18 protein-coding genes are annotated in these 20189 nt (G+C 71.8%); 13 read left to right on the top strand and 5 right to left on the bottom strand.

Annotated features, from left to right (window positions below; genetic code table 11):
• Window positions 1-18: 18 nt before the first annotated feature.
• A complete protein-coding gene (locus OEIGOIKO_RS11540; RefSeq protein ID WP_246177313.1) occupies window positions 19-540 on the bottom strand; it encodes a ferritin-like domain-containing protein in 522 nt (173 codons plus the stop codon).
• Between the two features lie 73 nt (window positions 541-613).
• Window positions 614-1147 carry a hypothetical protein gene (locus OEIGOIKO_RS41575; protein ID WP_170251692.1) on the bottom strand — a complete coding sequence of 178 codons (534 nt, stop codon included), beginning with the start codon at window positions 1145-1147 and terminating at the stop codon, window positions 614-616.
• Between the two features lie 196 nt (window positions 1148-1343).
• On the opposite strand from OEIGOIKO_RS41575, the gene rimP reads away from it, so the two are divergent.
• From rimP to OEIGOIKO_RS11490, 8 genes are all read left to right on the top strand, one after another.
• Window positions 1344-1877 (top strand): ribosome maturation factor RimP, encoded by a 534-nt coding sequence (rimP, locus tag OEIGOIKO_RS11525; protein WP_031009509.1) that lies wholly within the window; start codon window positions 1344-1346, stop codon window positions 1875-1877.
• Between the two features lie 2 nt (window positions 1878-1879).
• Window positions 1880-2872 (top strand): transcription termination factor NusA, encoded by a 993-nt coding sequence (gene nusA / locus OEIGOIKO_RS11520; protein WP_125053964.1) that lies wholly within the window; start codon window positions 1880-1882, stop codon window positions 2870-2872.
• Between the two features lie 170 nt (window positions 2873-3042).
• On the top strand, window positions 3043-3354 hold the full coding sequence (locus OEIGOIKO_RS11515; protein ID WP_125053963.1) for a YlxR family protein: 312 nt from the start codon (window positions 3043-3045) through the stop codon (window positions 3352-3354).
• Window positions 3355-3502: 148 nt separating this feature from the next.
• Window positions 3503-6586, top strand: a complete 3084-nt coding sequence (gene infB, locus OEIGOIKO_RS11510) for a translation initiation factor IF-2 (protein WP_125053962.1) — start codon at window positions 3503-3505, stop codon at window positions 6584-6586.
• A gap of 131 nt (window positions 6587-6717) precedes the next feature.
• A complete protein-coding gene (locus OEIGOIKO_RS11505) occupies window positions 6718-7014 on the top strand; it encodes a DUF503 domain-containing protein (protein WP_030024331.1) in 297 nt (98 codons plus the stop codon).
• A gap of 55 nt (window positions 7015-7069) precedes the next feature.
• A complete protein-coding gene (gene rbfA / locus OEIGOIKO_RS11500; protein WP_031009518.1) occupies window positions 7070-7516 on the top strand; it encodes a 30S ribosome-binding factor RbfA in 447 nt (148 codons plus the stop codon).
• Window positions 7516-8499 (top strand): tRNA pseudouridine(55) synthase TruB, encoded by a 984-nt coding sequence (gene truB, locus OEIGOIKO_RS11495; protein WP_125053961.1) that lies wholly within the window; start codon window positions 7516-7518, stop codon window positions 8497-8499. Before rbfA ends, truB begins: the two co-directional genes overlap by 1 nt.
• Before the next feature lie 368 nt (window positions 8500-8867).
• On the top strand, window positions 8868-9836 hold the full coding sequence (locus OEIGOIKO_RS11490; RefSeq protein ID WP_125053960.1) for a bifunctional riboflavin kinase/FAD synthetase: 969 nt from the start codon (window positions 8868-8870) through the stop codon (window positions 9834-9836).
• A 112-nt stretch (window positions 9837-9948) separates the two neighbouring features.
• On the opposite strand, the gene OEIGOIKO_RS11485 is transcribed toward OEIGOIKO_RS11490, so the two are convergent.
• The 3 genes from OEIGOIKO_RS11485 to eccE all read right to left on the bottom strand — a co-directional run bounded on the left by OEIGOIKO_RS11485 (window position 9949) and on the right by eccE (window position 15361).
• Window positions 9949-12957, bottom strand: coding sequence for an SCO5717 family growth-regulating ATPase (locus tag OEIGOIKO_RS11485; RefSeq protein WP_125053959.1), 3009 nt, complete (start codon window positions 12955-12957; stop codon window positions 9949-9951).
• A 335-nt stretch (window positions 12958-13292) separates the two neighbouring features.
• A complete protein-coding gene (locus OEIGOIKO_RS11480; RefSeq protein WP_125053958.1) occupies window positions 13293-14141 on the bottom strand; it encodes a hypothetical protein in 849 nt (282 codons plus the stop codon).
• The gene (gene eccE, locus OEIGOIKO_RS11475) at window positions 14141-15361 is read right to left on the bottom strand and encodes a type VII secretion protein EccE (RefSeq protein ID WP_125053957.1); all 1221 of its coding nucleotides are present in this window, start codon (window positions 15359-15361) and stop codon (window positions 14141-14143) included. Before eccE ends, OEIGOIKO_RS11480 begins: the two co-directional genes overlap by 1 nt.
• Window positions 15362-15736: 375 nt before the next feature.
• Here eccE and OEIGOIKO_RS11470 point away from each other — a divergent pair, with 375 nt between their 5' ends.
• The 5 genes from OEIGOIKO_RS11470 (at window position 15737) to OEIGOIKO_RS11450 (ending at window position 20187) form a co-directional block, all read left to right on the top strand.
• Complete coding sequence (locus OEIGOIKO_RS11470; protein ID WP_125053956.1) at window positions 15737-17365, top strand: type VII secretion protein EccB; 1629 nt, start codon at window positions 15737-15739, stop codon at window positions 17363-17365.
• 274 nt (window positions 17366-17639) lie between these two features.
• Window positions 17640-17963 (top strand): WXG100 family type VII secretion target, encoded by a 324-nt coding sequence (locus OEIGOIKO_RS11465; protein ID WP_125053955.1) that lies wholly within the window; start codon window positions 17640-17642, stop codon window positions 17961-17963.
• A 134-nt stretch (window positions 17964-18097) separates the two neighbouring features.
• Window positions 18098-18391: a WXG100 family type VII secretion target gene (locus tag OEIGOIKO_RS11460; RefSeq protein WP_030024340.1), complete on the top strand. Its 294-nt coding sequence runs from the start codon at window positions 18098-18100 to the stop codon at window positions 18389-18391.
• A 327-nt stretch (window positions 18392-18718) separates the two neighbouring features.
• The gene (gene mycP, locus OEIGOIKO_RS11455) at window positions 18719-19858 is read left to right on the top strand and encodes a type VII secretion-associated serine protease mycosin (RefSeq protein ID WP_246177311.1); all 1140 of its coding nucleotides are present in this window, start codon (window positions 18719-18721) and stop codon (window positions 19856-19858) included.
• Window positions 19858-20187 (top strand): hypothetical protein, encoded by a 330-nt coding sequence (locus OEIGOIKO_RS11450; protein ID WP_125053953.1) that lies wholly within the window; start codon window positions 19858-19860, stop codon window positions 20185-20187. The genes mycP and OEIGOIKO_RS11450 overlap by 1 nt, the downstream gene beginning before the upstream one ends.
• Window positions 20188-20189 lie beyond the last annotated feature (2 nt).

The raw sequence follows: 20189 nt of genomic DNA, 5'->3' as shown, positions 1-20189 counted from the left end.
TCCCGGTGCGGGCGGCCGTCAGTGCCGGTCCGCGGCGGCGCCGGGCGCCGGGCCGGACGGGGTGCCGGCGCCGCCGGCCCGTTCCGCGAGCCCAGGGAAGGCTACGCCGCTGCCGCGCCAGCGCACCGCACGCACCGCCGCCTCCCGCAGCGCCCCGGCCGCGTCCCGGCGCCGCGCCCCGGCACCGTCCCGTACGAGATCCGCGTACACGGCCGCCACCCGGTCCTCCAGCTCCGCGGCCAGCCGGACGGCGGCCGCCGCGTCCGGCACCGGGAACGGCAGCTCGTAGGCGGCCGCGGCGGCCCGCGGGGTGCCGCCCAGGTCCCGTACGCCGCGCCGCAGCTCGTCCCGGCGCGCGCGGTGCGCGTCGTAGCCCTCGCGCGCCTCCTTGCGCCGGTTGTCGCCGATCCGGCCGCCGACCACGCCGTAGCCGTAGACGGCCGCGTGCTCGGCCGCCAGCGCGGCCTGGAGCGCCCGCAGCTCGACGCCGCGCGCGTCGCCCTCCGCCGCGTCCGTACGCGCCATCCTGGATGTCAGCATCGTGCCCCTTCCGTGACCGGGCCCCGGCCCGGCCGCTGTCCCGTCGCGCGTGCGGCCGCCGCTGCGGCGTTCCTCACGCGCCGTCCTCCGTGAGCGTGAGCACATACGCGTGCGCCGCGCCCGCCGCCGCGACCGACGCCAGCAGCCTGGCCAGCTCCGGGGACGCGTTCACCAGGGCCGTGGCGCGGGCGTCCGCGGCACGGCGCTCCGCCGCCGCGAGGTCCGTACGCGCCTGCTTCTCGTCGGGCGGGACGGCGGGGGCGGACGGCGCGGGGGAGGCGGTGGAGGGGGACGCGGCGGCCGAGGCGTCCGTACCGGGCCGGGCGGACGGGCCGCCGGACGCGCCGGGCGCGGGGGAAGCACCGAACGCCGCCGCGTGCCGCGCCACTTCGGCCCGCAGCGGCCGCAGCCGCTCGCCGAGCCCGGGATGGGCGGCGAGCGTCGCGTCGTACCGGGCGAGCAGCGCGGAGCTGTCGTGCGCGGCCTGCGCGCGCAGCCGCGCGTCCGCCGCCGCGTCCGCGTCCTTGCGGCCGTCACCCGGCCCGGAACCGTCCGAGCAGCCGGTGAGCAGCAGGGCCGTCCCGCCGAGCACGGAACCGGCCAGCAAGGTCCTCCTGCGCGTGAGCGCGACGTTGTGCACGTGTGACTTCCCGGGGTCTTCAGAGGGGGCGGCCGTAGTGATCACCGCAGGCGAGCGTATCCGTGACCGGCCACCGAATCGTCAGTACCCCGCCGGAACAGCTAGGCTTTGACCCGACACGCGACCTTCCCACAACAGCACACGCGGCCGAGGAGTCACCCGGATGAGCACCACCCAGAGCGAGAGGCTGCGCGGACTGCTTGAACCGCTCGTCGCCGCGCGAGACCTGGATCTGGAAGAGATCGAGGTGACACCGGCCGGAAAGCGGCGTGTGCTGAGGATCGTGGTCGACTCCGACGACGGCGTACAGCTCGACGAGTGTGCCGAGCTGAGCCGCGAGGCGTCACAGGCGCTCGACGACTCCGACGTGATGGGCGGCGCCCCGTACACGCTGGAGGTCACCTCTCCCGGAGCCGACCGCCCGCTGACCGAGCCGCGGCACTACCGCCGCGCCGTCGGCCGCCTCGTCAAGGCCCAACTCCACGAGGGCGGCGAACTGGTGGCACGCATCACCGCCATGGACGACGAGGGTCTGGACCTTGAGGTGCCGGGCGTGAAGGGGCGCAAGCCCACCGCCCGCCGGGTCGCCTTCGCCGAGATCGCCAAGGCGCGCGTGGAGATCGAGTTCAACCGCAAGCAGGACCAGGGGCGCGACGACCGCGCCGAGCAGAACGACGAGAGCCAGGAGGAGGCGTAGCCGTGGACATCGACATGAGTGCCCTGCGGGGTTTGGTACGGGAGAAGGAGATCTCGTTCGACCTGCTGGTCGCGGCCATCGAGTCGGCCCTCCTCATCGCGTACCACCGCACCGAGGGAAGCCGCCGCCACGCGCGGGTGGAGCTGGACCGCAACACCGGACATGTGACGGTGTGGGCCAAGGAGGACCCGGCCGACCTCGAAGAGGGCGCCGAGCCGCGTGAGTTCGACGACACCCCGTCCGGCTTCGGCCGGATCGCGGCGACCACCGCCAAGCAGGTCATCCTCCAGCGGCTGCGGGACGCCGAGGAGGAGATCACCTTCGGCGAGTACGCCGGACGGGAGGGCGACGTCGTGATGGGCGTCGTCCAGCAGGGCCGGGACCCGAAGAACGTCCTGGTCGACATCGGCAAGCTGGAGGCCATCCTGCCGGCGCAGGAGCAGGTCCCCGGCGAGGAGTACGCGCACGGCACCCGGCTGCGTTCGTACGTCGTCCGGGTGGTCAAGGGCGTGCGCGGCCCGTCCGTGACGCTCTCGCGCACCCACCCCAATCTGGTGAAGAAGCTCTTCGCCATGGAAGTGCCGGAGATCGCCGACGGTTCGGTGGAGATCTCCGCCATCGCCCGTGAGGCGGGCCACCGCACCAAGATCGCCGTACGGTCCACCCGCTCCGGGCTGAACGCCAAGGGCGCCTGCATCGGCCCGATGGGCGGCCGGGTGCGCGCGGTCATGGCCGAGCTGCACGGCGAGAAGATCGACATCGTCGACTGGTCGGACGACCCGGCCGAGCTGGTGGCGCACGCCCTGTCGCCCGCCCGGGTCAGCAAGGTCGAGGTCGTCGACCTCGCGGCCCGCTCCGCCCGGGTGACCGTGCCGGACTACCAGCTGTCGCTGGCCATCGGCAAGGAAGGGCAGAACGCCCGGCTCGCCGCCCGCCTCACCGGCTGGCGCATCGACATCCGCCCGGACACCGAGCAGGGCGCGGGCCAGGAGTGATCCCGCACCGCTGACGGACGCGGGCCCCAGGGCCCGCGCCGGGAGGCGGTCGGGGGACGCAGGGGTGCGGCCGCAGCCGGAAAATCGGTGGCGGCCCACCGGAATTTTGAGCGACCGTTCGGGCATTACCCCGTAGGGGTGAGGTCGGCGCGGGGAGGTAGACTTAAGCAGTGTCTGGCCGGACGCATGCCCGCGTATGCCCTGAGCGCACCTGTGTGGGGTGCCGGGAGCGAGCGGCCAAGGACGATCTGTTGCGGATCGTGGCGATCGAGGGTGAGTGTGTCCCCGATCCTCGCGGTACGCTGCCCGGCCGGGGTGCTTATGTGCACCCGACACGGGTCTGTCTCGACCTGGCGGTCCGCCGCCGGGCCTTCCCCCGGGCCTTCCGGGGCCGGGGACCGTTCGACGTCACGGCCTTGCGCCGGTCCGTCGAAGGGGCGCATGTTGATCAAGCTACACCGGTTGATCAGGCAACACCGTAAGAAAGCACAGCGCACGGAAAACCGTGCGGTCAGGTACCTCGCGAGTCGGAAGTAGGTCGAGATTGCGATGAGCACTCGATGAGTACGCGATGAGTACGCCCATGAAGTAGCGACGGTCCGGTGGACACCCGGACCTAGAAGGAGCGAAGTGGCTAAGGTCCGGGTATACGAACTCGCCAAGGAGTTCGGAGTGGAGAGCAAGGTCGTCATGGCCAAGCTCCAAGAACTTGGTGAATTCGTCCGTTCGGCGTCCTCGACGATCGAGGCGCCGGTTGTTCGAAAGCTGACCGACGCTTTCCAGGCAGGCAACGGCAACGGCCGTGCCGCCGGCAAGCCCGCGGCGCCGCGCAAGAGCGCGCCCGCGAAGCCGTCCGCGCCGTCCCCGGCGCGTCCCGCCGCCCCGAAGCCGGGCGCCCCCAAGCCGGGCCCCGCGGCTCCGGCGCCGGCCGCCCCCGAGGCGCCCCAGTCCCAGGCCCCGGCGGCTCCCGCCGAGGCCCCGAAGTCGGCCCCGGCCCCGGGTCCGCGTCCCACGCCGGGCCCCAAGGCCCCGGCGCCCAAGCCCGCTCCGGCCGCCCCCGCGCAGCCCGAGTTCCAGGCCCCGCCGTCGGCCCCGGCGCCCAAGCCGGGCGCCACCCCCGGCCCGCGTCCGGCCCGCCCGCAGCAGGGCGGCCAGGGCGGCGGCCAGGGTGGCCAGGGCCGCGGCAACGCTCCCCGTCCCGGCGGCGACCGCCAGGGCGGCGCCCCGCGTCCCGGCGGCAACCGTCCGTCCGGCCCGCGTCCGGGCAACAACCCCTTCACGTCCGGTGGCTCCACCGGCATGGCCCGCCCGCAGGCCCCCCGTCCCGGTGGCGCGCCGCGCCCCGGCGGCCAGGGTGCCCCCGGCGGCCCGCGTCCGCAGGGCGGCGGCCAGGGTGGCCAGGGCGGTCCCCGTCCGCAGGCTCCCGGCGGCAACCGTCCGTCCCCGGGCGGCATGCCCCGTCCGCAGGGTGCCGGCCAGGGTGGCCCGCGTCCCGGCGGGGGTAACCGTCCCAACCCCGGCATGATGCCGAAGAGCCCGGCCGCCGGCCCGCGTCCGGGTCCCGGCGGCGGCGGTCGCGGTCCCGGTGGCGCCGGTCGCCCCGGTGGCGGCGGTCGTCCCGGTGGCGGCGGCTTCGCCGGCCGTCCCGGTGGTGGCGGTGGCGGTCGTCCGGGTGGCGGCGGCGGTTTCGCCGGCCGTCCCGGTGGCGGCGGCCCCGGTGGTGGCGGCGGCTTCGGCGGCCGTCCCGGCTTCGGCGGACGTCCGGGTGGTCCCGGTGGCCGCGGTGGCACGCAGGGTGCCTTCGGCCGTCCCGGCGGGCCCGCCCGTCGTGGCCGCAAGTCGAAGCGCCAGAGGCGCCAGGAGTACGAGGCCATGCAGGCCCCGTCGGTGGGCGGCGTCATGCTGCCCCGTGGCAACGGTGCGACGGTCCGCCTGTCGCGCGGTGCCTCGCTGACCGACTTCGCCGAGAAGATCAACGCCAACCCGGCGTCGCTCGTCCAGGTCATGCTGAACCTGGGTGAGATGGTCACCGCGACGCAGTCCGTCTCCGACGAGACGCTGCACCTCCTCGGCGAGGAGATGAACTACGTCGTGGAGATCGTCTCCCCGGAGGAGGAGGACCGCGAGCTCCTGGAGTCGTTCGACATCGACTTCGGCGAGAACGAGGGCGGCGAGGAGATGCTCGTCGCGCGTCCGCCGGTGGTGACCGTCATGGGTCACGTCGACCACGGTAAGACCCGACTGCTGGACGCGATCCGCAAGACGAACGTCATCGCGGGCGAGGCCGGCGGCATCACCCAGCACATCGGTGCCTACCAGGTCGCGACCGAGGTCAACGACGAAGAGCGCCGCATCACCTTCATCGACACCCCGGGTCACGAGGCGTTCACCGCCATGCGTGCCCGTGGTGCCAAGTCGACCGACATCGCGATCCTCGTGGTGGCGGCCAACGACGGTGTGATGCCGCAGACGATCGAGGCGCTGAACCACGCCAAGGCGGCCGACGTGCCGATCGTGGTCGCGGTCAACAAGATCGACGTCGAGGGCGCGGACCCGACCAAGGTGCGCGGTCAGCTCACCGAGTACGGCCTGGTGGCCGAGGAGTACGGCGGCGACACGATGTTCGTCGACATCTCCGCCCGCCAGGGCCAGAACATCGAGGAGCTGCTGGAGGCCGTGGTCCTGACCGCGGACGCCTCGCTCGACCTGCGGGCCAACCCCGAGCAGGACGCGCAGGGCATCGCGATCGAGGCCCACCTCGACCGCGGCCGCGGCGCCGTGGCGACCGTCCTGGTCCAGCGCGGCACGCTGCGCGTCGGTGACACGATGGTGGCCGGTGACGCGTACGGCCGCGTCCGGGCGATGCTCGACGACAAGGGCAACAACGTCGAGGAAGCGGGTCCGTCGACCCCCGTCCTGGTCCTGGGTCTGACCAACGTCCCGGGTGCCGGCGACAACTTCCTGGTCGTCGACGAGGACCGCACGGCCCGCCAGATCGCCGAGAAGCGCGCCGCCCGTGAGCGCAACGCCGCGTTCGCCAAGCGCACCCGCCGGGTGTCGCTGGAGGACCTGGACAAGGTGCTCAAGGCCGGCGAGGTCCAGCAGCTCAACCTCATCATCAAGGGCGACGCGTCCGGTTCGGTCGAGGCCCTGGAGTCCTCGCTGCTCCAGCTCGACGTCGGCGAAGAGGTCGACATCCGGGTCCTGCACCGCGGCGTCGGTGCGGTCACGGAGTCCGACATCAACCTGGCGTCCGGCTCCGACGCGATCGTGATCGGCTTCAACGTCCGCGCCGAAGGCCGCGCGACGCAGATGGCCGAGCGCGAGGGCGTCGACGTCCGCTACTACTCGGTCATCTACCAGGCGATCGAGGAGATCGAGGCGGCCCTCAAGGGCATGCTCAAGCCGGAGTACGAAGAGGTCGAGCTCGGTACGGCGGAGATCCGCGAGGTCTTCAAGTCGTCCAAGCTGGGCAACATCGCGGGTGTTCTCATCCGCTCCGGCGAGGTCAAGCGCAACACCAAGGCACGCCTGGTGCGCGACGGCAAGGTCGTCGCGGAGAACCTCAACATCGAGGGTCTGCGCCGCTTCAAGGACGACGTCACCGAGATCCGCGAAGGCTTCGAGGGCGGTATCAACCTCGGCAACTTCAACGACATCAAGGTCGACGACGTCATCGCGACGTACGAGATGCGGGAGAAGCCGCGCGGCTGATCACGCAGTGACCGACTGGGGCCGGTCGGCGGAAGAAAATTCCGTCGATCGGCCCCGGCCGTTGCCTGTACGGTTCAAACAGTTCGTACATCTGGCATCTAGTGCCCCACGGGTGGCCTTACCCGCACCGCATGTACGTAGGGACGCTGTCCTTCGACCTCCTCCTCGGCGACGTACGGTCGCTGAAGGAGAAGCGCTCCGTCGTCCGCCCGATCGTCGCCGAACTGCACCGCAAGTACGCGGTCAGCGTGGCGGAGGTCGGCGAGCAGGATCTCCACCGCAGAGCCACCATCGGACTCGCGGTGGTGTCCGGGGACACGGGGCACCTCACAGACGTACTGGACCGCTGCGAGCGCCTGGTCGCCGCACGGCCCGAAGTGGAGCTGCTGTCGGTACGGCGGCGCATCCACGGCGACCATGACGACTGAGCGGGTCGTCGGCGCCACACGCACCATGGTGAAAGACACAGAAGGAGACGGACCAGTGGCCGACAATGCGCGGGCGAAGAAGCTGGCGGACCTCATCCGGGAGGTGGTCGCCCAGAAGCTGCAGCGCGGCATCAAGGACCCGCGGCTCGGCAGCCACGTGACCATCACGGACACCCGGGTCACCGGTGACCTGCGGGAGGCGACGGTCTTCTACACGGTCTACGGCGACGACGAGGAGCGGGCCGGCGCGGCCGCCGGGCTGGAGAGCGCCAAGGGCATCCTGCGCTCCGAGGTCGGCAAGGCGGCGGGCGTGAAGTTCACGCCGACCCTGACCTTCGTCGCGGACGCGCTGCCGGAGAACGCCAAGACGATCGAGGACCTGCTCGACAAGGCACGGGCCTCGGACGCCAAGGTGCGCGAGGCGTCCTCGGGCGCCACGTACGCGGGCGAGGCCGACCCGTACCGTAAGCCGGGCGACGAGGACGAGGACACCCCGCAGTAATGAAGCGCGAGAACACCGGCGCGAAGCGTGTCGAGCGCACCCGCGCCAAGCAGGGGGCGCCGGACGGCCTGGTCATCGTCGACAAGCCGGCCGGCTTCACCTCGCACGACGTGGTGGCCAAGATGCGCGGCATGGCCCGTACCCGCCGCGTCGGGCACGCCGGCACGCTCGACCCGATGGCGACGGGCGTGCTCGTGCTGGGCATCGAGCGCGCCACGAAGCTGCTCGGTCACCTCGCGCTGACCGAGAAGGAGTACGTCGGCACGATCCGGCTGGGCCAGACGTCGGTCACCGACGACGCGGAGGGCGAGATCACCGCGTCCACGGCGGCGCACGGCCTGGACCGGGCGGCGATCGACGCGGGCGTGGCGGAGCTGACCGGCGCGATCATGCAGGTGCCGTCGAAGGTCAGCGCCATCAAGATCGACGGCAAGCGGTCCTACGCACGGGTGCGCAAGGGCGAGGACGTGGAGATACCGGCCCGCCCGGTGACCGTCTCCTCGTTCGTCGTCTATTCCGTCGAGGAGGCCGAGGCGGCGGACGGCACGCCCGTCACCGACCTGCTGGTCTCGGTGGAGTGCTCCTCCGGTACGTACATCCGGGCGCTCGCCCGCGACCTGGGGGAAGCCCTCGGCGTCGGCGGCCACCTGACCGCGCTGCGGCGTACCCGGGTGGGCCCGTACAAGCTCGACCGGGCCCGCACGCTGGAGCAGCTCCAGACGGCCGTGGACGACGAGGCGGGCGGCGGCCTGCCGGTCATGCCGATCGGCGAGGCGGCGGCCGCGGCCTTCCCGCGCTGGGACGTCACCCTCGACCAGGCGCGGCTGCTCACCAACGGGGTGCGCATCCCGATGCCGCGCTTCGACGAGGACGGCGACGGGCCGGCACGGCCCGCGGCGGCGTTCGCGCCGGACGGGACGTTCCTGGCGCTGCTGGAGAACCAGGGCGGACGGGCGAAGAGCCTGGCGGTCTTCGCGGAGTGACCGGGTGCCCCTCCCGGGGCGGGCCGGAGCAGTACGACGGGCGGTGCCGTACCCACGGCACCGCCCGTCGCCGTACCCGTCGCACCCGGTGGCCCGGTGCCCCGATGACCCGGTGCCCCGGTGGCTCCGGCGACTGTCGGGGCGTGGACGGCGGCGGCGTGCTCCGGCGTACGGGGGACACGCGCGGGCCGGGGCGGCGGAACACGCGCCCGGGGGTGCCGCACTCCACAGAAGCGAGGTGACCCTTCCCGCGAAGCGATGCGCGAGGCATGGCAGTCTTAGACCTGCGTAAGGCCGAGGGTGCCCGGATCCGACCGGGTTCTTCCCGGCGCAGTGACGGACGAGAGTTCTGGCGAGGAGCGGGCACAGTGCAGCGCTGGCGTGGCTTGGAGGACATCCCCGAGGGCTGGGGACGCAGCGTCGTCACCATCGGCTCCTACGACGGCGTGCACCGCGGGCACCAGCTGATCATCGGGAAGACGGTGGCGCGCGCCCGGGAGCTGGGCGTACCGGCCGTGGTGGTCACCTTCGACCCGCACCCCAGCGAGGTCGTACGGCCCGGCACCCACCCGCCGCTGCTGGCGCCGCACGAGCGGCGCGCGGAGCTGATGGCGGGCCTCGGCGTGGACGCCGTGCTGATCCTGCCGTTCACCACGGACTTCTCGAAGCTGGCCCCGGCCGACTTCGTGGTCAAGGTCCTGGTCGACAAGCTGCACGCGCGGCTGGTCGTCGAGGGGCCGAACTTCCGCTTCGGGCACAAGGCGGCCGGCACCGTCGAGACGCTCACCGAGCTGGGCGGCACCTACGACTACGCGGTCGAGGTGGTGGACCTGTTCGAGCGGGGTACGGCGGGCGGCGGCGAGCCGTTCTCCTCCACGCTGACCCGGCGGCTGGTCGCCGAGGGCGACGTCGCGGGCGCGCGGGAGGTACTGGGACGGCCGCACCGGGTCGAGGGCGAGGTGGTGCGCGGCGCCCAGCGCGGCCGGGAGCTGGGCTTCCCGACGGCGAACGTGGAGACGCTGCCGCACACCGCCATCCCGGCGGACGGGGTGTACGCGGGCTGGCTGCACGCGGACGGCGAGAAGATGCCGGCGGCGATCTCGGTCGGCACCAACCCGCAGTTCGACGGGACAGCCCGGACCGTCGAGGCACACGCCATCGACCGCGTCGGCCTGGAACTGTACGGCCTGCACGTCGCGGTGGACTTCTACGCGTACCTGCGCGGCATGGAGAAGTTCGAGACGCTCGACGGGCTGCTGGAGCGGATGGCGGTCGACGTGAAGGAGACGCGCGAGCTGATCGGGGCGGCCGAGGCCGAGGCCGAAGCCGGGAGCTGACGGCGGTTCACTCCGGGCCCGCGAGGGTCCGGTCAGAACGGGACAGGGCCCGGCACTCCTCCGAGTGCCGGGCCCTGTCCTGTGCCCTGATGCTGCTGCGCGGGCCGTGGTGCTACTGCGGCGGGGGCTGCTGCGTCCACCCCGGCTGGAGGCCGGGCTGTCCGGGCGCCTGCGGCGCGTCCGGGGGCTGCTGCCAGCCCTGGGGCGGCTGCGCCTGCTGCTGGGGCTGCTGCGTCCAGCCGCCCTGCTGCGGCGGGTACCCGGCGGGCTGCTGACCCGGTGCCTCCTGGCCCGGCTGCTGCGGGTACGCCTGCTGGCCGTACTGATGCTGCCCGTACTGCTGCTGGGCGTTCGGGTCGCCCGGCTGCATCTGCTGCTGGGCAGGGTCCGGCCAGGCGCCCTGCGCCTGCTGGGTCCGGGAGAAGTCCTCGGCCACCAGCGCGGACAGGTTGAAGTACGCCTCGCGGGTCTTGGGCCGCATCATGTCCAGGTCGACCTCGGCGCCGGCGGCCAGATGCTCGTCGAACGGGACCACGACCACACCGCGGCACCGCGTCTCGAAGTGCGACACGATGTCGTCGATCTTGATCATCTTGCCGGTCTCGCGGACCCCGGAGATCACCGTGATACCGCGCTGTACGAGGTCGGCGTAGCCGTGCGCGGACAGCCAGTCCAGCGTGGTGCTGGCGCTGGACGCACCGTCCACCGACGGCGTGGAGATGATGATCAGCTGGTCGGCGAGGTCCAGCACCCCGCGCATCGCGCTGTAGAGCAGGCCGGTGCCCGAGTCGGTGAGGATGATCGGGTACTGCTTGCCGAGCACGTCGATCGCGCGCCGGTAGTCGTCGTCGTTGAACGTCGTCGAGACGGCCGGGTCCACGTCGTTGGCGAGGATCTCCAGACCGGACGGCGCCTGCGAGGTGAACCGGCGGATGTCCATGTAGCTGTGCAGCTGCGGAATCGCCTGCACCAGGTCACGGATGGTCGCGCCGGTCTCGCGGCGGACCCGGCGGCCGAGCGTGCCGGCGTCCGGGTTCGCGTCGATCGCCAGGATCTTGTCCTGCCGCTCGGAGGCGAGCGTGGCGCCCAGCGCGGTCGTCGTCGTGGTCTTGCCGACGCCGCCCTTGAGGCTGATGACCGCGATCCGGTAGCAGGACATCACCGGCGTACGGATCAGCTCCAGCTTGCGCTGACGCTCCTGCTCCTCCTTCTTCGCACCCAGCTTGAAGCGCGAGGGCTGCGCGTTGGCGCCCGGCTTCTTCTTCTTGGGCTGGTTGCGGAGCAGGCGGTCGGAGGTCAGCTCGACGGCGGCGCTGTAGCCCAGGGGCGCGCCGGGAGCGGCCCGCTGCTGTTGCTGCTGCTGACCTGGCTGCGAGTACTGCGCGTAGTTGGCGGCGGCGTTCGGGTCGGCGCCCTGGACGGGGGTGGGGGCCTGCGGCTGCTGCGGGGCCTGCGGCTGCGGGTGCGGGGGCTGTTGAGCCTGCGGCTGCTGGGCCTGGGCTTGGGGCTGCTGGGCCTGCGGCGGGACCTGCTGCTGGCCGTACGCGGGGTACTGCTGCTGTTGCTGCTGCGCGGGGGCGGCCTGCTGCGGGTAGCCCTGGGCGGCCTGCGGGTAGCCGTAGCCACCTTGCTGCTGCGGGTAGCCGTAAGCGGCCTGCTGCTGTGCTTGCTGCTGCGCCTGCTGGGGGTACTGCTGTTGAGGCTGGGCCTGCTGCGGGTAGCCGTAACCGCCCTGTGCCGCAGCGGTGTTGGGGTCGGCCGGTGCCTGCTGCGGCGTCGGGGCGCCCTGCTGGGGGTGCTGGTGCGGGTACCCGTAGGCGGGCTGCGGATACCCGTAAGCGGCCTGCGGCTGGGCCTGCTGAGGCGTCGGCTGCTGGGGGTGGGTCTGCTGCGCCTGCTGGGGATACTGCTGCGGGTAGCCGGACTGCTGGTGGTACGGCTGCTGCTGCGGCTGCTGTGCGTACGGCTGCTGCTCGGGCTGGGCCTGGGGCTGCGCCTGCTGCTGGTACGGCTGTTGGGCCTGAGCCTGCGCCTGGGCCGTGCGCGGGTCCGCGGGCTGGTACTCAGGAGGCAGCGGCGGGAGGTGCGCAGGCGCACCTGCCTGCTGCCCGGCGGCGGCGCCCCAGGGCGCGCCTTGCGGGGGAGTGCCCTGCTGCTGCGGCACCTGCTGTGCCTGCTGCTGCAACTGCTGCGGTGCTGCCTGCTGCTGAGGCGGCATCTCCTGCGGGGCCTGCTGCTGGAGCGGCAACTCCTGAGGAGCGTCCTGCTGTGGTGCTTCCTGCGGCACGTCCTGCTGCGGAGCTTCCTGCCGGCCGGCCTCCGGCTGCTGCACCTCCGGAGCGGGCTGCTGCTGCACAGGCGGTTGCGGCGCGGCGACGGCCGCTTCGGCCTCCGGCGCGGGCGGCGCCAGGGGAGCGGGGGCGGGGGCCGGCGCCTCGGCCGCTGCGGGAGCCCCGGACCCGTCCGTCTCGTCGGTCCGCTGCTCGTCGGCGGCTGGTGCGACCTCCACCGGGGCGGGCGCGGGGGCCGGTTCGGGTGCCGGGTCGTCGGCCCACAGGGAGGCCGACGGGTCGACACCGCTGCCGGCGCGTACGGTCCCGGACGCGGACGCCGCCGCGTCGGACTCCGCGGCCTCGGCGGGCGGTTCCGGCGCGGCCTCGGCAACGGGCGCGGGAGGCGCCACGGGAGCCGGTGCGACGGGAGCCGGTGCGACCGGTGGCGCGGTGGGCGCGGGTGCCGGAGCGGCGTCGGGAGCGCCCGCGTCGGGAGCGCCCGCGTCGGGCACGCCCGCGTCAGGACGGAGCGTCGGGAACCCGGGAGGGGCGGCGGGCGGCATCGCATCGCCCTGCGGAGCACCCTGGGCCGGGGCGGCCTGCGGACCGGCCTGGCCGGGGCCCGGCTGCGCGGGCCCGCTCAGCGGCGCGCCGGTGGGCGGCGTGGAGGGCGTGGCGGCGGGAGGTGTGGCCGGTGCGGCCGCGGCCGTACCGCCGCCGCTGGTGTCGTTGCTGGCGTACCAGGCCGGAGCCGCGAAATCGATCTTGAATTCACCCGTCAGATCGAACTCGGACTGGTCGTCGTCAGGATCGTTCCCGTCCGGACGGAAAGCCTCCTGCTCCCTCACTGTGCCTCCTGGTGTACTGCAACGCACCTGAACGGCAGGACCGGATACAGGCGGATCGATCGGATGTAGCGGACGTCGGACCACACCACCCCGGGTAGCGCCAACACTAACTGTCTCCATCCCCGTATCGGCAGCCGTCGGTGTGCTCCTGCGGCTCTCCAATACAGCCTAATCAACAGTCGGCCACGAACGGCAGTCGGCGGCGTCTCGTCTTGGCAACCCGGCGGCGCACCCGCACACGGGCCCATGACCGCACGCGCGCGGGCCCGCGGACACCCCGCACGAGGTACCCGCGAAGGCCCGCGCATACGTGACGCGCGGTACGTACCGCTCCGTCAGTCCATGCGCCGCGCGCCGCCGAGCAGATTGGTCTCCGCGTCGGTCGGCTGCGTCATCACGAACTGGTGGCTGTCGCGCGTGCACCAGAGCATCGCGTTGTCGCTGAGCGTCGGCAGCACACCGCCGATCTGCGCCGGGAGCCGCGTGATGCGCGTCACGACCTCGGCCTCCTCCGGCGACAGCCGCTGCAGGCAGACCAGGTCGGCGCGGGCCAGCAGCTGCGGCGACCGCGGGCCCAGGAAGGGCAGCACGGTCAGTACGGACTGCCAGGGCCCGGGCGCCAGCTGGTTGCGCGGCGGCCGCGCGCCCATGTCCCGTACGACCAGGACCGGGCTGGAGACCGACGCGCCCTGCGGGGCGATCTGCCGTACGTCGTGGACCGAGACGCACTGCTGCCCGCCGCCCGCGGCCTGCGCCATCTGCGCCCAGGCCGGCGGCCGGGCGGTCTCGACCGCGACCCGCGCGCCGGTGGCGACCGTACGCAGCGACAGCACCTGCGCCAGCCACATGCTGCCCACCAGCACCACTTCGAGCGGGCTGGGCCGCAGCAGGCTCACCACGGCGGGCTGGTTCTGCGGGTCGATGCCGATGACGACACCATCCTCGGCGACCGGCAGGGTCAGCGCGCCGAGCGACTCCGGCGTCAGGACGTGCGGGCTGCGCCGCGGACCCTTCAGGCCGAAGCCCGGCTGCGGGCGCGGCCCGGCGGCCGCCGACTGCCGTTCGTCGGGCCGGGGCTCGTGCGAGAGCCGCCGCCCGCCGCCCGAGGGCGCGCCGCCGATGGGGGGATTGCGCCAGCCGTCGCTGCTCGGGGTGGCGCGGGGCTGGTAGGTGGGCGTCGCCATCAGCGGGTACCTCCGAGGGGGAGCGTGGCCAGGAGACCGGGCAGCTGCTCCCGGTCCAGCCGTACGAGTCCGACCTTCACGGAGCCGGAGCGGCGCTCCAACTCGCCCTGTGCGGCGGTCAGTTCGTTCTCGCTGCGGGTCGAGAGGCGGACGTAGCCGGAGATGGCGGGCGCCCGGCCGCTGCCGTGCGAGGCGGTCAGGGAGAAGGTGCTGGCCATGGCCGGGGTGCTGCTCAGCAGCTGGACGACGCCCGCGAGCGGGGTGCCGCCCTGGCCCAGCTGGGGCCAGCGGCCGATCCAGTACGTGGTGTGCCAGCGGTCGTCGCAGCGCATCGCGCGGACCGTCTCCTGGGTACGGCGCGCGGCGCGGCCGTCCCGGCCCATCGCGCCGTTCGCGGCCCGCGGGCTGACGCACACCGCGGTGCCCACCGCGGCCACCACCTCGCGTTCGGCGAGCACCTTGGCCCGTACGCCGTGCGCGGAGAGGCGGCTGACGAGCTGGTCGGCGGCGCGCAGCAGCGAGCGCTTCGCGCCGTCGAGGCCGCCGCCGCGTGCTTCGATGGCCTCCGCGCACAGCTCCGGGTCCAGCTTCAGCGCGATCCAGGTGAGCTGCAGGGCGGGGGTCTTCGTCTGCGCCTGGAGCGGCGCGTAGGAGCGGGCGGCGACGGCCTGCTCGGGCAGGTGCGGGGCCGGGGCCGGCTGGGTGTACTGCACGAACTGCACCGATTCGAGGTGGATGTCCTCCACGTCCAGCGCGGTGTGCAGGACGTCCATCGGCAGCGACCGGCCGCCGCTCGCCGGGCGCAGCGGCTCGTCGCGGCCCTCCAGCTGGACGACGGCGGTCAGGAACGTGCCGTCCCCGACAAAGCCGATCGCCCGCTGGTCGGAGTCGGTGTACTCGTACGTCCGCAGCGCCGGGTCGCACTCCACCAGCGGCGCGAAGGCCGGGTCGACGCCGCCGGAGCCCGCGGCCGAACCGCTCCGCTTGGCCCGGCGCTTCATCGCGCGCACCGTCGTGATCCACTCCGGCAGCGGAATGCGTCGGCGCCGGCCGAGGGCGAAGACGACGAGTACGGCCGCCAGTACCGCCGCGACGGTCAGGGCCACGGGGTGGATCGCCCATCCCACCAGCACCAGCGCCGCGGCGATTTCGATGATCGCGAGCTGTTGGACACGGACGCCGCCGATGCTTCCCGCCTGCGCGCGCAGCCGGGGTGCCACCGGTCCGGCCGGCCGGTCCGCGGTTCCGCGGTCTTGATTTCCTCCATTGCCCGGAGCTATACCGTTTTGGCCCGCATTTCCCGCGTAATGCGGCGCAACGGAAGGCTGTTGCTGTTGCTGCCGCCCATTGCGGCGTCGAGCCCTGGTGGCGCTGGACATCCCCCGGCCTGCTCCTCTACTGGTGGTGTGGCTCCGAGCATTGTGCCTCTGAGCGGTATGTCTTCCCGGCCTCAGTACCGTCGTCGAGACTGGTGCGCCGGAAGGTGGCACCCGTACCGTACGGGTCGATCGACACACGGCATAGTAGAGGGCGCTGCGGCCCGAGTGCCGGGGGCGGTCCACGGTGGATCCGACAGGCGGGGAGAGAAAGCAACAATGGCATCACGTCGGGACGAGCTGAATGCGTATTCGTTCGCTCGAAAGCGGACGACTGCGGCATTTCTGAAGCCGCTGCCGAACGGCTCGATCGAGAGCGCGCCGCGGCCGCTCAAGGCGGTGCTCCCGAGCATCCTGCTCGGCCTGGTGGTGACCGTGGGCTTCGGCGCCTGCGGCATCCTCAAGCCGGTCGCCCCGAAGGGCTGGGACACGCCGGCGCAAAACGTCATCGTCGGCGACAAGTCCACCACCCGCTATGTCGTGCTGAACAGCAAGGGCGAAAACGGCAGCAATCAGAAACTTCTCCACCCGATCCTCAACCTGGCCTCCGCCAAACTCCTTCTCGACCCGAAGAAGTTTCAGGTCGTAAAGGTGAAGGAAGAGGAACTCGACGGAAAGATTCCGCACGGCCCGGCCATAGGAATCCCGTACGCCCCCGACCGGCTGCCCACCGAGAAGGAGGCCGGCACCCCCAAGGTCTGGGCCGTCTGCGACCGTCCCGGCAGCGGCGAGAACAGCAAGTCCCAGCAGGCCGTGTTCGTCCTCGGCGGCAAGGACAAGGCCAAGGTGCTCGACCACGGCAAGCTGGACCTGCACCAGGCGCTGTACGTCCAGGACCCGGACGGCCAGAAGTACCTGGTCGACGAGAACGGCGTGGCCTTCCCGTTCGACGCCCTCGCCGGCAAGGCGCCCTCGCCGGCCGTCAAGGAGCAGCAGGACGACAAGCTGCGCCAGGTCATTTTCGGTGACGCGCAGCCGCAGCAGGTGACCTCCGAATGGATGAACACCCTCATCAAGAGCCAGATGCCGCTCACCATGCCCCGGGTGGAGAAGGCGGGCACCCGGGCCGCCGTCGAGGGCGTACCGAGCAACTACAGCGTCATCGGCAACGTCCTGCAGGCCGGTGACAGCCAGAAGTACGTGGTGACCGCCGACGGCCTGGAGAAGGTGACGAACTTCCAGGCCAAGCTGCTGCTGGAGGGGCCGAACGCGACCGCCGTCAAGAAGGGCGGCGAGAAGATGGACGTCATCAAGGTGTCCACCGACAGCATCACCCCCAAGCGTGACGACAAGGACCAGGTCGTCCAGTTCATGGGCAACTTCCCCGGCACGGCCCTGTGGCCCTCCGAGGCCGTCACCATGGCGAACGCCGCCGCGACGCGCCGCAGCTCCGGCATCGGCGACTCGGGCAAGGGCGCCGACGTGGCCTGCAGCGTCTACCACGGCACCAGCACGGAGTACGCGAACGGCGCGGGCAAGGCACTCGGCTTCAACGGCGCCGTGCCAAAAATGACCACCTGGGTCGGCAAGGACTACCCGGCCGCCATCGCCTCCGGCTCGGCTTCGTACGTGACGCCCGGCAGCGGTTTGCTGTACCAGCAGGTGACGGCGAATGCCAAGGAGGGCACGCTCTTCCTGGTGACCGACACCGGTCTGCGTTATTCGGTGCCGCGCAGCAACGACAGCGCCACCAAGGCGGGCAATGCGGAGAAGGCGCGCGATCAGGCGCAGATCCACCTCGGATACGAGAGCGTGCGCCCGCCGACGGTCGACAAGGCGTGGTCGCAGCTGCTGTCGGAAGGGCCGCAGCTGGATGTCGACAGCGCCAAGAAGCCGCAGAGTTCCTGACCGCCGCACCCGCACGGTTCCTTCACAACCGAAGGGGCCGCTTCACCTGCCCGCTTGACCGAAACAAAGGCATCTGTCCGTTTCCATCGAATTGGCATTCGCGATCGGCCAGTTGCCTTTGTTGTGATCCCGTCACAACCGCCCACCCGCTGTTGGGGGCGGGGGTATGGAGTGGTTAAAGTGGCGGAAGGCGTCAACAGAAGATGCCGACCGGGGGCTCACTTCACGTCAGTCCCCCGGCACGACGTACGAGTCTCATGGGGGACGTTGACTTATGGCTGGTCAGCAGTTCACAACCACTGAGGAGGAGATGGTCGCATTCAGCGGCCGTATCTCCTCCGTCAACCAGTCGATCCAGGGTGAGATCACTCGCCTGAACGGGGTCGTCGAGGGCATCACGTCCGGGTGGAAGGGCGCTGCCGCCACCTCGTACCACCAGCTGCAGACCCAGGTGAACGATGACGCCAAGCGTCTGAACCAGCTGCTGAACGAGATCAAGGAAGCGATCGACTCGACCACGAAGAACTACGTGGCCTCGGAAGAGGAGCAGGCTCAGACGATGTCCCACGTCTCCGCGCAGGCTTCGCCCTTCGGATGACGGGACCGCGCCGCCCACCGCGGCGCGCCCACTTCGCCGCAGCACGCACCGGCCCACCGCCCCGGCGGACCGTGGGCCGGCCGTCCTGCTGCGGCATGTGAATCGATCTCAGCTCAACTCCCCGAGGAGACTTCATGTCCGGCCAGATCCTCGTCAATTTCGCGACGATCTCCCAGGCCGCCTCCGACGTGCGCGGAACGGCCAACAACATCCGTACCCAGCTCGACGACCTTGAGTCGGGTGTCAAGAAGATCGCCGCCAGCTGGGAAGGTGCCGCGCAGGAGGGCTACCAGGCCCGCCAGCGCGAGTGGGACCAGCGCGCCGCTTCCCTGCACTCGACCCTGGAAGCCATCGCCAAGGCCCTGGACCAGGCCGCTCAGAACTACCAGAGCACCGAGTCCAAGAACGCCAGCATCTGGGGCGGCTGATCCGTCACCGTCCACCGACGGAACGGACACGGCACAACGGCTGAGCAGCCACGAAGGCTCGCACAGTGGTGAATGAGGGCGGGCGCGCTGCACCAGTGCGCCCGCCCTCACGCAGTCCACACACTCCCCCCACCGGCTCCTCGGTTCCTCCCCCTCACCTCCACCTTCCCGAATCCGCCACACACGGAGAGCAGACACCTCGTGGGATCTCGCGCCAATGGTCACCGAGCCGGCCACCGCCGACGCGCGGCGGTAGCACTGGCCGGTGCGGCTTCGGCCGTCGCCCTGTCCTGCGCGACGGCAGCCCCGGCGAACGCGGACCCGAACGTGCCCCTGAACAGTGGCCAGTGCACGTTCGGCACCGACGACATCAAAGAGACCCCGTGGTCGCTGCAGCGGCTGCTCACCCGGCAGATGTGGGCCTACGGAGAAGGCGAGGGCGTCAAGGTCGCCGTCATCGACACCGGCGTCGACTCGGGCAACGAACAGCTGCGCGGCGCGATCACCGGCGGCAAGAGCTACGTCGAGAAGGGCAAGCCCACCGAGGACCAGGTCGGCCACGGCACCAAGGTCGCGGGCATCATCGCGGCCCGCACGAAGGCCGGCTCCGGCTTCTACGGCCTCGCCCCCAAGGCGACCATCATTCCTTTCCAGCAGACGGACAAGGAAAAGGGCGGTACGGCCGCCAGTCTCGCCAAGGCGATAGACGACGCGGTCGCCGCGGGCGCCGACATCATCAACATCTCCCAGGGCACCAACGCGGACCGCGCCCTCCTCAGCGGTCTGCAGGCCGCGGTCACCCGGGCCGAGGCCAAGGACGTCCTGATCGTCGCCTCGGCGGGCAACGGCGGTGCGAGCGGCGCCGAGCAGAGCATGTACCCGGCCGCCTTCGAGAACTCCAACGTACTGGCCGTCGCCGCCTCCGACCGCAACAACGAGCGCGCCCCCTTCTCCCAGGCCGGCGCCTTCGTCGACGTCGCCGCCCCCGGCGTGGACATGGTCTCCACCGTCCCCAACGGCGGCAACTGCGTCGACCAGGGCACCAGCTTCGCCGCCCCCTACGCCGCCGGCGCCGCGGCCCTCCTGATCGGCCGCAACAAGGCCGAGCACCAGCAGTGGAAGCCGCGCGAGGTCATCTGGCACCTGGAGAAGACCGCCGAGCGCGTCCGCAAGGACCGGGACCACAACATCGGCTGGGGCGTCGTCGACCCCGTAGCGGCTCTCAACGACAAGACCAAGCCGACCGGCGAACCCAAGCCGGACACGGACTCCGGCCGCGCCGACAACGGCGCCGACATCCAGGCGGCCGCCCTGACCATCGGCGAATCCACCGAGGAACGCCAGGCCCGCATCGCCATCTACATCATCGGCGGCGGCGCACTGGCCGTCGCCACGGTCGTCGGCACCTCGATCGCCCTGCGCGACTGGCGCCGCAAGAACACCTTGAACACACGGGGAGGACATTAATGGGCAGCAGCGACGAGTACTACGTCGATCTCGAAGCGCTGGACACCGTCGGGCGCAAGCTCAACGGAGTGCTCAGGAGCATGACGGAGGCCAAGAGCAAGGCCGGGCACAGCACTTTTCTGCCGGCCGGGACACTGGGCACCGGTTTCCGGGAGGAGGAGGAACTCCGGCGGGCGCACGACGAAATGAAGGCGTTCATGGATGATCAGATCCTCAAAAAGCTCGCCGATCTTGTCGATGACCTGAGCCAGAAGACGGCAAAGACCAAGGACGCCTACCACGACCGTGAGTACGACGTTCACAACGCGCTGAATGCCGGGGGTAAGTGACC

The sequence above is a fragment of the Streptomyces paromomycinus genome (assembly GCF_003865155.1).
In the GTDB taxonomy this organism is placed as follows: Bacteria; Actinomycetota; Actinomycetes; order Streptomycetales; family Streptomycetaceae; genus Streptomyces; species Streptomyces chrestomyceticus.
This window is presented reverse-complemented; position numbering and strand designations above follow the sequence as displayed.